Genomic DNA, 14,008 nt, shown 5'->3' with positions numbered 1-14,008 from the left:
GCTAGCGTACATGAGTTTATATCTAGAAATCCCGGAACTCGACAAAAGACTCCCATTTCGAAGCTTTATTCATAAAGGAGATGTGCTCTGTTATCCTCACTGGCATAAGGAAATTGAAATTATTTATGTTACCCAGGGAAGTCTGGATTTGGGGTTGAATGACAAGGTAATCCGTCTGAAGCAGGGGGAAGTCCAATTCATTAATGGCGGTGACGTCCACTTTTTTTTGTCATCCCCTGATAGTGAGCGAATTGTTATTCAATTTGATCTGAGCCTGTTCCAAGACGTATCCACACTAATTTACGATGATCGGTCGCTTCGTGACATTTTTACTCAAATAGAGCAATCCAGCAGAAACTGGCCTCATGAAACGGCAACCAAGCTTCTTCCTCTTCTTCAAAACATAAGCACAGAAGATTACGAGCGCAAAGAGGGCTATGCATATATGATCAAGGCCAAACTTTATGAAATGTTGACTTTTATTCTAAGAGAAGTACCAAGGGGGAGTGAGAAACATCGACCCCAAATCTCGGAAAATATCCTGACTCCGACCAAAGAAATGCTTTTAAAGCTGGAACGAATTTTTGAATATGTAGAAAGCCATTACCAGGAATCAATTATACTAAAAGACGTTGCCGATTATATAGGGTTCAGTCCTTATTATTTCACTAAGTTTTTTAAGAAAAATACAGGAATGACCTTCGTAACTTTTCTAAACGAATATCGACTTAATAAAGCGAAATGGATTTTGCTCAATGAAAATTATTCGATTACCGAAATAGCAGAGCAGGCCGGATTTAATAGCGTTAAGACGTTTCATCACTTCTTCAAGGAAGCGACGGGGACATCGCCTTTAAAGTATCGCATGACAATATCCGGGAATAAAACAGCAAGAAAATAGGAAGATAGTCTTTTATGAGACTTGTATGATAAGGGTATTAAACAAGTTGAGGTGCTATACATCTTGCATAAATCAAGGTCGCAGCCACTCATCTTTTTTACATAAAGTTTGCTGTGAGAAATCTAACATGTAGGCATATTCAAAAAGGGAAAGGACGATGAAGATGAATAACCGAATTTATAATATAGCAATTGTTGGCTTTGGGGGGATGGGCAGCTATCATTGCCAGTTAATTGAGCCTGTATCACAGATTTCCGTAATCGGGGTATACGATACTGTTGAATATCGGATGGAATTGGGAAAGGAAGCCGGCTATAAAACATACGCAAGTCTGGATGCTGTTCTGACAGATGAGCTGGTGGATATCGTTTTGATTGCTACACCTAATGATGTTCACAAAGATATAGCAATTCAAGCTCTGCAGGCTGGTAAACATGTAATTTGCGAAAAACCGGTTACAATAACCAGCAAGGATTTTAATGATATTGTCAAGGTAGCGAACGAGGAGAAACGTGTATTCACGGTTCATCAAAATCGTCGCTGGGATGAAGATTTCCGGACTGCCAAGGACATCATCGATAAAAAGACATTGGGCGAGCTGTTCCATTTGGAATCTCGGGTTCAAGGAGCCAATGGCATTCCTGGCGACTGGCGCCAGCTGAAGGATTACGGTGGAGGTATGCTGCTGGATTGGGGCGTGCATTTGCTGGACCAACTGCTACGGATTACAGATAGCCAAATCGAAAGTGTAGCGGCTAATTTAAGTTATATTTTGGGAACCGAAGTGGATGATGGCTTTACGAGTTATATAACATTTAAAGATGGCCTTACGGCACTTATTGAAGTGGGAACGACCAATTATGTGAAGTTACCGAGATGGTATCTCAAAGGAACGGAAGGTACAGCAGTGATTAGGGACTGGGATTTAAGTGGAGAGATTATCACTCGAAATCCGGATGTTGCTCATATAGAGCCGAAACCTATCAAAGCGGGGCAGGGATTGACCAAAACGATGGCACCGCCGTCCGAACAGTCCACACTAAAGTTTGCGATTGAAAAGCCGGATTTGGAGGAGCAAAGCTTCTATGAAAATTTCGTCTCTGTACTCGAAGGGAAATCTGAAATTGCAATTAAGAATGATGAAGTTCACAGAGTACTTGTACTGATTGAGACCATTTTTGAGGCAGCAGTGACCAAAAGTGTAATCCATAGAAGTATTTAACACGCTTTCTGTTATTGCTGTAACTACCATAGATGCGTTAAATCGTGTAAGCCGTCATAATGACGGCTTTTTGTCTGTCTAAATTTCCGTAAGTTTAATTGTGGCCAAAAGGCTCGCTATATGATGAATCCCAATTGGATTTTAATCTTCAAAGTCGCTATTTTAGCGGCTTTTTATTATTTTATTTTACAAATCCATATCCATCCTTGAGAGCAAGAGGTTGGTCTGGTCACTCGTTTGAAAAATATCTAAATATTAAATTTACAACAAAATGTGACCAAATGCCGTCCTTGAGAGTGTTAGAGATATAAAGGAGGGCAGAACAACCATGCAGCGATCAATGCCCCAACGGGGAGATCATATGATGAAAGTCTATGAGACTTACGCGGATACGCTGTTCCGGATTGCCATGGTGCACCTCGGCAGGAGAGAGGACGCGGAGGAAGCCACTCAGGATACCTTCATCAAGTTAATGGAAAAAGCCCCTACATTCAACGATGCAGAGCATCAGAAAGCATGGTTGATCCGGGTCATCACCAATCATTGTAAATCCTTATTAGGCAGAGGCTGGCGCAAACGGGAGGTCAAGTTGGAGGGAGCAGATCCCCTTACGACAGACGACCCCGAAGATCAGGCACTGATCGAACTCGTGTTGTCACTGCCCGTCAAGTATAGATCGGTGGTTCATTTGTACTATTACGAAGATTATCCGATCCGGGAAATCGGCGAGATTCTGCAGATCAGCGAGTCTGCAGTGAAGATGCGATTGAAGCGGGGAAGACAGCTGTTAAAACTGGAGCTGGAAGGAGAAGAACCCCAATGAACGAGGAACAATTCAAACGAAATTATAAGAAAGCGGTGGACCATATGAAAACAAATGACCAAATGAAAAAACGGATAGAGCAAACCTTGAACACACAACGCCATGAACAAAAGCGCCAGCGAAAACCTCTATATATTGCAGCGAGCGTCGTCATTGCTGCCAGTGTTGGACTCGCGGCGCCAAGCATATGGCAGCAAGTGAGCGGACCGGCCGCGCCAGCGACGCAGGTGGCACAGGTCACTCCGGGCGCATCATTCGACCCTGTGGTGATTCCGAAGACAGAGCTGCCGGATTCAAAGAACGGCGTGAAGGCCGATATGCTTCAACTGGTGGTTTATCAGGGCAACGTCTATACACAGTCTGCTACATCGCTTGACGGTACGGATGCGCTTGCCCTGCGAGGCGAGAAGCTCGGTACTACAACAGGGGGCATTCATGAGCTGAGCGACAAGGGTGAGTACACGGAGCTGGCCTCCAACATTGGAGAAGCGGACATCTATGCGGTCAACGGCTACGACACGAATTTCCGTATCATGTCTTACACCGAGATCGATGGTCAGGTATATGCCCAACTGTTTGACCAGAGCAACGGCATCACTATCGGCAGCGGCGAAGACCTTATCGGCAAGCTTCATCTCGAAGGCAACGTCACTTCGGCGCAGTGGGAGACCTTCGCCAGCTGGAACAACGGCTTGCAGCAACTGCAGCCGCTCGCAGCGGACAAATCGCTTAACAGCTTTATCTCAGCGCTTTACGCGGCTAAACCGATAGCAACAAGCCCTCAACTGGAGGAGCGCCTTTACGGGCAGGAAAATCGCAAGATCATCTACCTGACGCTCGAAGATAAGACGCAGGTCCAATTAGTTCTGTTTGGGGAAGGTCTGGTGCGTTACGGCAATGTACCGGTATTCTTCGAAATCGAGAAAGGTGCCTTCCAAGCGTTCTGGAACAGCCTGGGCGAGTAAGGCGAAGCTAGCGATTGATGAACATTTAGGATTAGGGAGATGACTTCATGCTGAATCCAAAAATACCGGAGAAGGTCACCTAACTGTTCAGATGAATTAAGATCGTAAAAGCCCATGTATTGCTCAAGTTGGAGCAGTACGTGGGCTTTGGGTTATTTTAATAATCATGGAGATTAAGTTTGATAGGTATCTTTTATAAACTGAATAAAGTGTGCAGTAGCTGAACTGAATATTTTATTCTTTTTCCAAGCGAGTACATGACTAGTGGTTCGTTCAGGTTCAAATGGAACAAAACAAGTACGACTACTTTCCCGGATCGTATAAGATCCACTCACACAAATGGCATATCCAAGTTTCCGTTCTACCAACAGCATAGCATTCGTCAGTAAATTATGTGATGCAAAAATTGACAGGCTATCATTCTCAACTCCAAGCCAGCTTGCAATCTCATTTTGTACAATTGTACGTCGGGGCGGAATTAAGGGTAAAGCAAGAATATCTTCAATACCAATAAATTTTTTCTGAGCAAGAGGATCATCACGTCTCATCAGAATCCCCCACTTTTCCTCATAAGGTAATCGAATATATTCATACTTTGCAGCTTCAATTGGTTCCAAAAATATACCGATATCGATATTCCCTCGATCAAGTTTCTCTCTAATGTCATCTCCATCTGCGCTGTACAATTCATATTGTACCCTAGGGTGCCGATTGGAGAATTCCTCTAATAATTCTGGCAACGCTCTAGAAACGGTGGACTCAACACATCCAATAGAAACAACGCCACCAATCAAATCTTTTTGTTCTGCCAGATCTCTTTCTGTCTTATCTAGAAGGGAAATAATTTCTTTTACCCGTTGTTGAAAAAGTAGCCCGCTATCGGTCAGCGTAATTTGCCTCTTGCCCCGTATAAACAAACGAGTACCCAGCTCTTCTTCAAGATCCATAAGCTGTCGGCTTAATGTTGGTTGTGTAATGTGAAGGATTTCTGCTGCTTTTGTTATATTGCCTACGTTAGCCACAGTTAAAAAATACTTCAAAACACGAATATCCATTCTAATCATCCTTCCATAAGTCCACTAATGGATAACTTACAGATTATTATACGATACATATTAGGCATGATAAAACATTCATCATAGGTATTAGAAATCTTTCACTTTGGAAATTACCATAGGAGTAGATACTCTTACACAAATTTATAAGCCTGATAAAAAATACGGTTAAGAAAGGAAACGATGATGAAGAAAAGAATTTTGGGAGTCAACGGTTTGGAAACCTCTGAAGTTGGATTTGGATGTATGGGGCTGAACTACCATCGGGGACCGGCAAAAGACCGGGGTGAAATGATATCCGTTGTACACTCAGCTATTGATGCAGGCATCACGATGTTTGATACAGCGGAGGTTTATGGGCCTTACACCAATGAGGAGCTTGTTGGTGAGGCGCTCACAGGGCGTCGGCATAAGGTACAGATTGCAACGAAAGGAGGCCATAAAATTGCTAGCACAACAAATGAACTGGACAGCCGTCCAGAATCCATTATTCGTTCGGTTGAAGGATCATTAAAAAGATTAAAAACAGATTATATCGATTTATACTACATCCACCGTGTTGATCCAAAGGTTCCAATTGAAGATGTGGCGTTGACGATGCAAAAGCTGAAAAAAGAAGGTAAGATTCTCCACTGGGGTTTGTCAGAGGCGAGCGCTACAACGATTCGTCGTGCGCATAGCGTTGAACCACTGACGGCAGTGGAAAGTGAATACTCGATGTGGTGGCGAGAGCTGGAAAGAGACATTTTTCCCGTACTCGATGAATTGGGGATCGGTTTGGTAGCCTATAGTCCCTTGGGTCGTGGATTTCTTACCGGGAAATTAGACAAGAATGCTTCATTCACCGAGAACGACAATAGGGGCGAGCTTCCGCGGTTTACAAAGGAAGCGATGGAAGCGAATCAGGTGTTTATTCAGTACCTAAACAAGCTTGCTGAGATGAAAAATGTAACCACAGCGCAAATTGCACTAGCATGGATTCTTGCTCAGAAACCCTCTATTGTTCCTATCCCAGGCACAACAAATGTCAGTAGAATCTCAGAAAATGTTGCAGCAACTGATATCGTCTTCACCGAGCAAGAATTGATGACAATTAATGATGAGATCAGCAAGATCCAAATTGTTGGTGACCGCTATCCCGAATCTGAGAAGAAAAAGACAGGCATTTAACAGGTTAAACACCTCACCTTGAATATTCAAGGTGAGGTGTTTTGGTTGTATAGGCGCTCATTGTCATTCCAATTGCCATACATTTTATTTTGTTTGGTGTTTGTTATAAATTTATCTAATCTTTTGTTAAATAACTCAGGTTGAGTTTTATAGCTTTGGATGGTGTCGATTCGAATTCTTTTATAAAGATCTGGGAATGCCGCAAAATTCTGATATACATCCGTGTCCTCTTTCAACCTCTGCTCAATAATAGGGTCAATTTTAAATGATTCGTAACTGAGATCAGGGAGAGCCTTTCGACCTTCATCTGTCATTAATCCCAACGATTCAAGGCGACGGGCTCGTTCTTTATTCAATTCAGTCCACGAACTATTTTTGCTTCTCGGAGATAGTCTTTGAGCTAATTGAGTCTCGGAAATTTTCTTTTTTTGTCCATCAATCCATCCAAAACACAAGGCTTCTTCAACAGCATCCAGATACAGCAGCGTACCTGGTGTTGATTTCATACTCACAACGATCCAGCAAGAATTTTCAGTCAGGCAATGTTCTTGAAACCAAAATCTCAATTCGCTTTTTGACTTTGCTGGAAGCAGTTCATTAAGTAGCATTAGAAATTACGCTATCCAGGAATGTGTAAGCATCGCTATTAAACTTCCAAACGATACCAAATTTATCAACCAACATTCCGAAGCAGGAAGACCAAGGCATCTCTGATAATGGCATGATCACATAGCCGCCTTCAGACAAATTAGTAAAGTAGTTTTTCATTGCCTGTTTATCATCAATAATGATACTAATGATTACATTGTTACCTTTAACCAGCTCACCCGTTACGTTCTTCATCGAAGGAAGAAGATCCGACATCATTATTTTCCCACCAGCGAATTCTAACGATGACTCCATAATCATATTCAATTCATTTTCTGGTAAAGGATAGTTTGGATCTTGTGGAAAATCCTTGAATTTCACTTTTTTTACCTCATTTGCGTTTAAAGCTTCTGAGTAAAACGCGATGACCTGTTCTGTGTTCCCATCAAAATTTAAATATGCAATAACTGACATGATAAAACCTCCTTCTTGTAATACATGAAGTGTAAGCTATAATAGGTGACAGCTAGATTGTCACCTATTATAGCTATATTCGAAATTCATTTACCTAAAGAGGATTATCATGAACAAAATTGAAAGATTAATATCGATCATAATGATCTTGCTGCAAAAGAATGTCGTATCAGCTACCGAATTTGCAAAATTATTCAATGTGTCCAAAAGAACGATTCTACGTGATATGGAAACACTTGGATTATCTAACATTCCCATTTATTCTATAAATGGAGTGAACGGTGGATACGGGATTATGGATGAATACAAAATAGACAAACGACTTCTAAGTAGCAATGATTTAGAAAATATACTAACTGCACTGGGCGGATTAGGGAAAATTCTCTTTAGTGACGAAGTAGAATCAACGCTTAAAAAGATTGAATCGATGATAGGTTCAACGATTTCGGGAGGTACAATTCAACTGTCTTTTTATAATTGGGATGGTCGTCCTGAAATTGTCCAAATCTTAAAGACCTGTCAGGAAGCAATAGAGCAAGGAAGGTTACTTACATTCGATTATATAGATCAAAGTGGGGTCAAGTCACAGAGACGGGTCGAGCCATACCAACTTCATTTTAGTGAAACGAGTTGGTATTTGAAGGGGTTTTGTTTAGATCGAATGGAGTATCGAACGTTTAAACTGTCCAGAACGGATAATCTGAATATCGATATTAAAACATTTATTGCTAGAGATTATATGACTGAACAGAAAACAGAGCAATATTATCAACCGAATCTAATTACAATTAAAGTATTGATCTCACATCGAATAAAAGATCAATTTATTGAAAGATACGGTCAAAAAAGGATTGAGGCTCACAATTCCGAACTGCTTATAGCCGAAATAGATATGCCGCAAAACCACTTTGGATTCCGGTTTTTAGCTAGCTTTGGAACGGATTTGGAAATCATAGAACCTAAAGCATATGTTGAAGAATTTCGAGAGTTTCTAAATGCCATGATAAATAAATATGTCTAAGAACCCATATCTTAATTCTGTTGAATGTTTCTTCTTTGTATAGGCCGGTCTCTTTTTATGATAAGAAGGAGGTATTTAGTTATGGAAAAAGCGATCTACTTAATTACAGGCGTAATGGCTTCTGGTAAGTCAACAGTGTCGGAGCTGCTGGCTTCCAAGCTGGGAAAAGCCGTGCATCTGCGTGGTGATATATTCCGTCGCATGATTGTATCCGGCCGCGAAGACATGTCCGCTGAACCGTCGGAAGAAGCATTCCGTCAATTATATTTGCGTTATCAGTTAGCCGCAAATGCCGCAAAAACCTATTATGAGAATGGTTTTTCTGTTGTTTTGCAGGATAATTACTACGGCGCGGAATTAGTCTATATGATGGAGCAGTTAAAGGATTACCCGGTTCAGTTAGTTGTGCTGTGTCCGAAGGTAGAAGTGGTAAAAGAGCGTGAAAAATCAAGAGGAAAAGTGGGGTACACTGGCTTCACGGTAGAGAATTTGTATTCAGACTTTTTGAAGGAAACGCCTCAAATCGGATTTTGGCTGGATAGTTCGGAGCAGTCCGCTGAACAATCAGTGAACGATATTTTACTGCATTTTAGATGAAAACCAATGACTAATTTCAAGTCGCAAAAGTCACAGAATGCTCCGAATATGTAGTTTTTAAACTTTGTACAATGCATAATGATCATTAAAATATGCAATAATAAAGTCCCGGAAATTTCTGGTGGAGGAGGATAAATGTCTATCCTTCACCCAAGATAGCCCCACTGGATAGGTGGGATTAATATCTGCGATTCTGACGTAATTCAAATCCAACTTTCTACAGACCGAGATAGGGATTAACGAGATACCCTGATTGACCTTAATAATCTCCGCGAGTAAATGAGAGTCCACCTCGAATATATTCTTGGGAGTGAATCCTGCTTTTTTGCAAAGCTCGGTTGTGAAAAAGCTATATTCCTCATTATTAGCAAGGGAAATAAAAGATTCTTCGGCCAATTTGCTTAACGAAATTTCAGATTTTGTCGCAAACTTGTGTGTGGAAGGTAAAACCAGCACGATATCTTCATTAATAAGGACACAACTCTCAATCTCATCGTCCGCTATAGGTGGACCTGCGATCCCCAAATCAATATCCCCTTTTTTTAAGCTTGCAAGGATGTCATTTCTAGCTCCAAGTCCCTGTTGTATATTGGTATCCGGACACTGGGTAATATACCTGGTGATCAGTCCTGATAGGAATCTGGGATTTGAAATCGATATTTTGATGGTATGGGCCATTTCGTTATCCTGCGTTTGTATTTCCATTCTTGCATTTTCAATTTCGGTGAAAATCCTGTTGACATGTTTCAAGAGGATTTTTCCGGATACATTCAATTGAATATTTCTTCCTTTCCGATCGAATAAGGTTGTACCCAATTCATCCTCAAGTCTCTTTATCGTCAGGCTTAAAGAAGGCTGAGCAATATTTAGTTGTTCGGCAGCCTTAGATATATGTTCTGTATAAGCGACGGTCTGAAAGTATTTCAACTGAAGCAGCTCCACTATAGTGCACCTCTTATATTTATTATAATAAATGAGTTTATATATTATCATGTATTAGATTAAATGTAAATTGAGATGTAAGATTGATTATGTAATCATCATTTCGGTAGAGAAATCAGACAACAGAATGAAGAAATTAGAGATCGGAAGGTGTCATTCAGATGAGAAAGGAAGAAGTGGTTAGGCAATTTACAACTCCGCTGGATGCAGGGGCATTTCCTTTGGGACCATATCGTTTCTATAATCGCGAATACTTGAACATTTTATATAGAACTGATCTGGAGAGCTTAAGAAAAATCGTTCCGGAGCCATTGGAAGTTACCTCTCCGTTTGTAAGGTTTGAGATCATTAAAATGCCGGATGTAACAGGCCTTGGTTCCTATACAGAGTGTGGACAGGTAATACCTGTTAACTTTGAAGGGGAGGAAGGAGATTATCTCCACGCAATGTACGTAGACAGTTTTCCTGCAATCGCATCAGGCAGGGAAATAGGTGCCTATCCTAAAAAAATGGGCAAACCCAGTTTGTATGTAGATTCCGACACATTGGTTGGACTTATGGATTATGGCTCTTTAAGAGTGGCTACCGCGACCATGGGATATAAGCATTTTCCGCTTGATCATTCGGAGGCGCTACAAGAGATTGTTAAACCAAATTATATGCTGAAAAAGATGCCTGATTATGACGGATATCCAAGAATCTGTGAATTGGTACGGAGCCAAATTACGGATATTAAAATTCAGGGCGCCTGGTCAGGTCCTGCAAGACTGGAGCTATTCGCTCATGCTCTTGCGCCAATGGCAGATTTGCCTGTACTTGAGGTTGTTTCAGCTTCCCATATCATAACAGAGCTTTCGCTGCCTTCTCCAACAGTTATATATGATTATTTAGCTGATGAAAAATAAACGTCATTAAAAGCAATCAAACATAAAAGGTAGGGAAATTCATATGAGAATTGCAATTTTAGGAGCAGGTTCCTTAGGGACCATTGCTGGTGCATATATTGCTGCCGGCGGACAAGATGTAGAGTTGATCGATGTCTATCAAGCACATGTGGACGCATTAAAGCAGACAGGGGCCCAAATTACTGGCACTACGGATTTTCAGGCAAAGGTGAAGGCCATTACTCCTGACGAGATGTCAGGAACTTATGATCTAATCTTGCTTTTAACTAAACAGCTATATAACGAGTCCGTTCTACAAGACCTGTTGCCGTTTTTAGATGACCAAAGTGTTGTGCTTTCCTTGCAAAACGGTATCCCTGAAGAAAAGGTGGCTTCCATTGTTGGCCGAGAACGGGTGATTGCCGGATCTGTTGAATTTGGTGCTACGTTTATTGAACCGGGAGTATCAAGGCTTACAACAGAGTTCAATCGCTTTAAGCAGTACGCTTTTCAAATCGGCGAATTAAATGGTGAAACAACCGAAAGAATTCAACAGATCAAATCTATACTAGACCTTGTGGGTGGAACACATATTTCCGATAACCTGGTGGGCACGAAGTGGTCTAAATTGCTTATTAACAATGCATTTAGCGGCCTATCTGCAGCACTAAACGTGGAGTATGGCGTTGTGCTTGACCATGATATTAGTATCGTAAGTGCCGTCCGTATTGCCAATGAAACGGTCAAAGTTGGACACGCAAATGGTGTGAAATTTGCCACGATGAGTGGCTTTGATATTGAATCTTTGGAAATACAAAGTGAAGAGGATATCCCGGAACGAATTAAAACACTTCGGGTTCTCATGGAGTCGTCCAGACTGTTAAAAGCAAGCATGCTACAGGATCTCGAAAAGCAACGGAAGACCGAAATTGATTATATCAGTGGAGTAGTTCCGCGCTCAGCTTCAGGCAAACAAATCTCAACACCTTATAATGATATGGTTGTAAGATTAGTCAAACAAGCTGAAGAATCTCAAACTGTGCCTAATTTCGAGACTAATATTAAGTTCTTTGAAGAGCTTAACAATAACAGATGATGTGAGTGAGTTATAGATCGCCAGAAAACGTGTTGAGGAGATAATTCCTCAATGCGTTTTTTTATCGCTAAACGTTTCCTTAAAGTTAAGGGCAATTGGGATAATGTCCCATAGTAGATCTCAGTAGAAACAGCAGATAATAAAAACACGGCCATGCTCAAAGTTATTTGTTTTTAACTATCCACTACTTACGGGCAATATAAGCTTAATCTCTTTTGTACACCTGCTAAGATTTCTTCTGGCATCTCCTTGATCTTGATATCTCCACCTAAGAAAAGCAACCAATTGGTTATTTCGGTTAATTCTTCTGCATGATGAACATTGATGAAGGTCTTTATAACGGCTGTGGTTTGGTAAGGGTTCGTATAAGAAAGTGAAAGCTTTAAAGGATGGTATTTCTTGAATTGGCCAATCGCTTTTGGACCCAGTTCAAGGACAAGGTTAATCATTTTCTCCTGCTTACTTAGTTGTTCTAAAATCTTTTTCTTACTTAACTTTTTTTTCACAGGGAATAATTCTATATGGGTGAGATTATCGACAGATAAAATCCGTCTCTTTTCTTCCTCTAAGTCAAAGCCTTCAATGAGCCATAGGCTTTTTTCACGATAAAGGTGCAAAAGATAAATGGGATAAGACTTTATTTCCATCTCTTCTTGGACGGTAACCAACAGATAGTTCTCTATAAGAAGAAGCTGTATGAGTTTTTCCAACATAGGGTGGGGCAGGTCTGACAGATCAAGCAAGTCGGGATTATGGGGGTTGGTTCCTTCAAAAAGCAATATTTGATTTAAAAGAACAAGGTCATCTTGCTGATTTTCGGAGATGAGGCCCAGTAACTTTTCGGTTAAAGTTTGACGACTCTTCAGATAAGGAAGTTGTTGATTTCGGGTTGCCATAAAGGCGAGAAAAAGAGCTTTGATTTCATTATCCGTAAAGCGGACCGTAGGCAGGACAGAGTTGTTCATGACAAAATAACCCCCATCCCTCCCAACTTCAGCCACAAGCGGCATACCCATAGCTTCAATTTCTCGGATATCTCGAATAGCGGTCGAACGAGAGATGTTAAATTCCCGCATGATTTCGGAAATGGTAAAGTGGGCGCGGTTATTGATATACCTCATGATGATATTGATCCGTTCAACTTTTTTCATGGGTCCCCCTAAACAGTATCATAATTTGACATGATTTAAGGTTATTATAAACCCATCAAGTGAAAAGACAAATCCATTGATAAATTTAAAGAGGACGGTGTTAGGAATGAGTAATTACAATATTGAGGAAAAAGACAGCTTTATCGTTTTAGGTATAGGAACTGAGCTTAAGAGCCACTACACCGACTTTGCTGGTATTAACAAAGAAAAGGTGGATTTTTGGTCGGCTGTGAAAGAAGATGGAAGCCTGGATGCTTTAAAAGCTATAGCGACAAATGACTATATTTTTGCCGTGAACGAAGCGGTGAATAACAAGATGATGCATTATGCGGGCGTCATGACAGAAGAAACACTGCCAGAAGCAACTAGAGTAATCCAATTCCCCAAGGGAGAATACCTGGTCGTTAAAGGGGAAGGGACAACATCTGATGAGTTGAGTAATAACCTTACTGGCGTTGCATTCGGACAAGTTCTACCAGCGGAAACGAATTATGCATATGTTGGTGGGCCAAATACTACGGTCGAGATGGGACAACAAAACGGCTTGTTATTTGGTGAAATATGGATTCCTGTTGTTAGGAAATAAGGTAAAGGAGAGATCGGAATGTCATATATCGTTGATTTTAAAAATGTGTCTACAGTCGGTCTAGAGTCCTCACCAGTAGCAGCAGCGCTTGCAGGTTTGCGTGCAAATGAAGCCCGTTATTTTATGAACAAATATAAGCATGAATTTACGGTTGTTCCTGCTAGCGAAAGTCAGGACACCCTTGACTATGTAACACGAATTTTGAAGGAAGAACGTGATATTGAGTTTGCAGCCAAGCCCTTGGAAACATCAGCTTTTCAAGTGGAAAACATTCGATTCTCCTACGTCTTTTATGAAGATGGTCTTGGACTCAATGTCATGTATACGGTGGATGACCCTAAGAAGCGGGCCGTGGGTTTTAAGCTTTCTGAGGGGATGGAAGTTCCAGCGGAGTTAGAAGGCAAGTTTAAGTTTGCCAGACAGAAATCTAAGTTAGCTGGAACCATTCGGGGCTCATTTTTTGTAATCAAGAGAGAGTATTGAAGTGGGCAAAAGTGCATGTGGAAGAAGCTGAGCATAGCCCCATTGAAAGT

Annotated in this window: 16 protein-coding genes; 11 read left to right on the top strand and 5 right to left on the bottom strand. The window is 41.1% G+C overall.

The genetic code is table 11. From position 1 onward, the window contains the following. Window positions 1-10: 10 nt before the first annotated feature. From BLS14_RS08265 to BLS14_RS08250, 4 genes are all read left to right on the top strand, one after another. Complete coding sequence (locus tag BLS14_RS08265; protein ID WP_063562684.1) at window positions 11-901, top strand: AraC family transcriptional regulator; 891 nt, start codon at window positions 11-13, stop codon at window positions 899-901. Window positions 902-1,058: 157 nt separating this feature from the next. Beyond that, on the top strand, window positions 1,059-2,123 hold the full coding sequence (locus BLS14_RS08260) for a Gfo/Idh/MocA family protein (protein WP_090950986.1): 1,065 nt from the start codon (window positions 1,059-1,061) through the stop codon (window positions 2,121-2,123). Between the two features lie 328 nt (window positions 2,124-2,451). After that, entirely contained in the window at window positions 2,452-2,946 is a 495-nt protein-coding gene (locus BLS14_RS08255) for an RNA polymerase sigma factor (protein ID WP_076289255.1), read from the top strand. Then, entirely contained in the window at window positions 2,943-3,911 is a 969-nt protein-coding gene (locus tag BLS14_RS08250; protein WP_090950982.1) for a hypothetical protein, read from the top strand. The genes BLS14_RS08255 and BLS14_RS08250 overlap by 4 nt, the downstream gene beginning before the upstream one ends. A 173-nt stretch (window positions 3,912-4,084) precedes the next feature. Here the strand turns inward: BLS14_RS08250 and BLS14_RS08245 are convergent, their stop codons facing one another. Further along, window positions 4,085-4,966, bottom strand: coding sequence for a LysR family transcriptional regulator (locus BLS14_RS08245; protein WP_072733188.1), 882 nt, complete (start codon window positions 4,964-4,966; stop codon window positions 4,085-4,087). A gap of 186 nt (window positions 4,967-5,152) precedes the next feature. Between BLS14_RS08245 and BLS14_RS08240 the strand changes: the two genes are divergently transcribed. Then, window positions 5,153-6,136, top strand: coding sequence for an aldo/keto reductase (locus BLS14_RS08240; protein WP_090950977.1), 984 nt, complete (start codon window positions 5,153-5,155; stop codon window positions 6,134-6,136). A 26-nt stretch (window positions 6,137-6,162) separates the two neighbouring features. Here BLS14_RS08240 and BLS14_RS08235 read toward each other — a convergent pair whose 3' ends face one another. Continuing rightward, window positions 6,163-6,744 (bottom strand): YdeI/OmpD-associated family protein, encoded by a 582-nt coding sequence (locus tag BLS14_RS08235; RefSeq protein ID WP_090950972.1) that lies wholly within the window; start codon window positions 6,742-6,744, stop codon window positions 6,163-6,165. Further along, entirely contained in the window at window positions 6,734-7,198 is a 465-nt protein-coding gene (locus tag BLS14_RS08230) for a VOC family protein (protein WP_090950967.1), read from the bottom strand. Before BLS14_RS08230 ends, BLS14_RS08235 begins: the two co-directional genes overlap by 11 nt. A gap of 109 nt (window positions 7,199-7,307) precedes the next feature. Here BLS14_RS08230 and BLS14_RS08225 point away from each other — a divergent pair, with 109 nt between their 5' ends. Together BLS14_RS08225 and BLS14_RS08220 are read left to right on the top strand one after the other, a co-directional pair. Then, window positions 7,308-8,219, top strand: coding sequence for a helix-turn-helix transcriptional regulator (locus BLS14_RS08225; protein WP_090950963.1), 912 nt, complete (start codon window positions 7,308-7,310; stop codon window positions 8,217-8,219). 81 nt (window positions 8,220-8,300) lie between these two features. Next, window positions 8,301-8,816 carry an AAA family ATPase gene (locus BLS14_RS08220; protein ID WP_063562675.1) on the top strand — a complete coding sequence of 172 codons (516 nt, stop codon included), beginning with the start codon at window positions 8,301-8,303 and terminating at the stop codon, window positions 8,814-8,816. A 57-nt stretch (window positions 8,817-8,873) separates the two neighbouring features. On the opposite strand, the gene BLS14_RS08215 is transcribed toward BLS14_RS08220, so the two are convergent. Further along, a complete protein-coding gene (locus BLS14_RS08215) occupies window positions 8,874-9,758 on the bottom strand; it encodes a LysR family transcriptional regulator (protein ID WP_063562674.1) in 885 nt (294 codons plus the stop codon). 155 nt (window positions 9,759-9,913) lie between these two features. Between BLS14_RS08215 and BLS14_RS08210 the strand changes: the two genes are divergently transcribed. Further along, on the top strand, window positions 9,914-10,663 hold the full coding sequence (locus tag BLS14_RS08210) for an acetoacetate decarboxylase (protein WP_256336385.1): 750 nt from the start codon (window positions 9,914-9,916) through the stop codon (window positions 10,661-10,663). 43 nt (window positions 10,664-10,706) lie between these two features. Beyond that, window positions 10,707-11,738 (top strand): ketopantoate reductase family protein, encoded by a 1,032-nt coding sequence (locus BLS14_RS08205; RefSeq protein WP_090950953.1) that lies wholly within the window; start codon window positions 10,707-10,709, stop codon window positions 11,736-11,738. Between the two features lie 188 nt (window positions 11,739-11,926). Here the strand turns inward: BLS14_RS08205 and BLS14_RS08200 are convergent, their stop codons facing one another. Next, entirely contained in the window at window positions 11,927-12,889 is a 963-nt protein-coding gene (locus tag BLS14_RS08200; RefSeq protein WP_090950951.1) for a helix-turn-helix transcriptional regulator, read from the bottom strand. A 106-nt stretch (window positions 12,890-12,995) separates the two neighbouring features. Here BLS14_RS08200 and BLS14_RS08195 point away from each other — a divergent pair, with 106 nt between their 5' ends. Beyond that, window positions 12,996-13,475 (top strand): GyrI-like domain-containing protein, encoded by a 480-nt coding sequence (locus BLS14_RS08195; RefSeq protein WP_063562670.1) that lies wholly within the window; start codon window positions 12,996-12,998, stop codon window positions 13,473-13,475. Window positions 13,476-13,493: 18 nt separating this feature from the next. Then, entirely contained in the window at window positions 13,494-13,958 is a 465-nt protein-coding gene (locus BLS14_RS08190) for a hypothetical protein (protein ID WP_064637420.1), read from the top strand. Window positions 13,959-14,008: the final 50 nt, after the last annotated feature.

Source organism: Paenibacillus sp. OK060, assembly GCF_900101205.1.
In the GTDB taxonomy this organism is placed as follows: domain Bacteria; phylum Bacillota; class Bacilli; order Paenibacillales; family Paenibacillaceae; genus Paenibacillus; species Paenibacillus marchantiae.
Note: the sequence above shows the minus strand (reverse complement) of the source record. Positions and strands in the feature narration are given on the sequence as shown.

Excerpts from the sequence above, each read along its gene's own strand:
- BLS14_RS08265 (WP_063562684.1), top strand. The coding sequence starts at position 11 with ATGAGTTTATATCTAGAAATCCCGGAACTCGACAAAAGACTCCCATTT.
- BLS14_RS08260 (WP_090950986.1), top strand. The coding sequence starts at position 1,059 with ATGAAGATGAATAACCGAATTTATAATATAGCAATTGTTGGCTTTGGG.
- BLS14_RS08255 (WP_076289255.1), top strand. The coding sequence starts at position 2,452 with ATGCAGCGATCAATGCCCCAACGGGGAGATCATATGATGAAAGTCTAT.
- BLS14_RS08250 (WP_090950982.1), top strand. The coding sequence starts at position 2,943 with ATGAACGAGGAACAATTCAAACGAAATTATAAGAAAGCGGTGGACCAT.
- BLS14_RS08245 (WP_072733188.1), bottom strand. The coding sequence starts at position 4,966 with ATGGATATTCGTGTTTTGAAGTATTTTTTAACTGTGGCTAACGTAGGC.
- BLS14_RS08240 (WP_090950977.1), top strand. The coding sequence starts at position 5,153 with ATGAAGAAAAGAATTTTGGGAGTCAACGGTTTGGAAACCTCTGAAGTT.
- BLS14_RS08235 (WP_090950972.1), bottom strand. The coding sequence starts at position 6,744 with ATGCTACTTAATGAACTGCTTCCAGCAAAGTCAAAAAGCGAATTGAGA.
- BLS14_RS08230 (WP_090950967.1), bottom strand. The coding sequence starts at position 7,198 with ATGTCAGTTATTGCATATTTAAATTTTGATGGGAACACAGAACAGGTC.
- BLS14_RS08225 (WP_090950963.1), top strand. The coding sequence starts at position 7,308 with ATGAACAAAATTGAAAGATTAATATCGATCATAATGATCTTGCTGCAA.
- BLS14_RS08220 (WP_063562675.1), top strand. The coding sequence starts at position 8,301 with ATGGAAAAAGCGATCTACTTAATTACAGGCGTAATGGCTTCTGGTAAG.
- BLS14_RS08205 (WP_090950953.1), top strand. The coding sequence starts at position 10,707 with ATGAGAATTGCAATTTTAGGAGCAGGTTCCTTAGGGACCATTGCTGGT.
- BLS14_RS08200 (WP_090950951.1), bottom strand. The coding sequence starts at position 12,889 with ATGAAAAAAGTTGAACGGATCAATATCATCATGAGGTATATCAATAAC.
- BLS14_RS08195 (WP_063562670.1), top strand. The coding sequence starts at position 12,996 with ATGAGTAATTACAATATTGAGGAAAAAGACAGCTTTATCGTTTTAGGT.
- BLS14_RS08190 (WP_064637420.1), top strand. The coding sequence starts at position 13,494 with ATGTCATATATCGTTGATTTTAAAAATGTGTCTACAGTCGGTCTAGAG.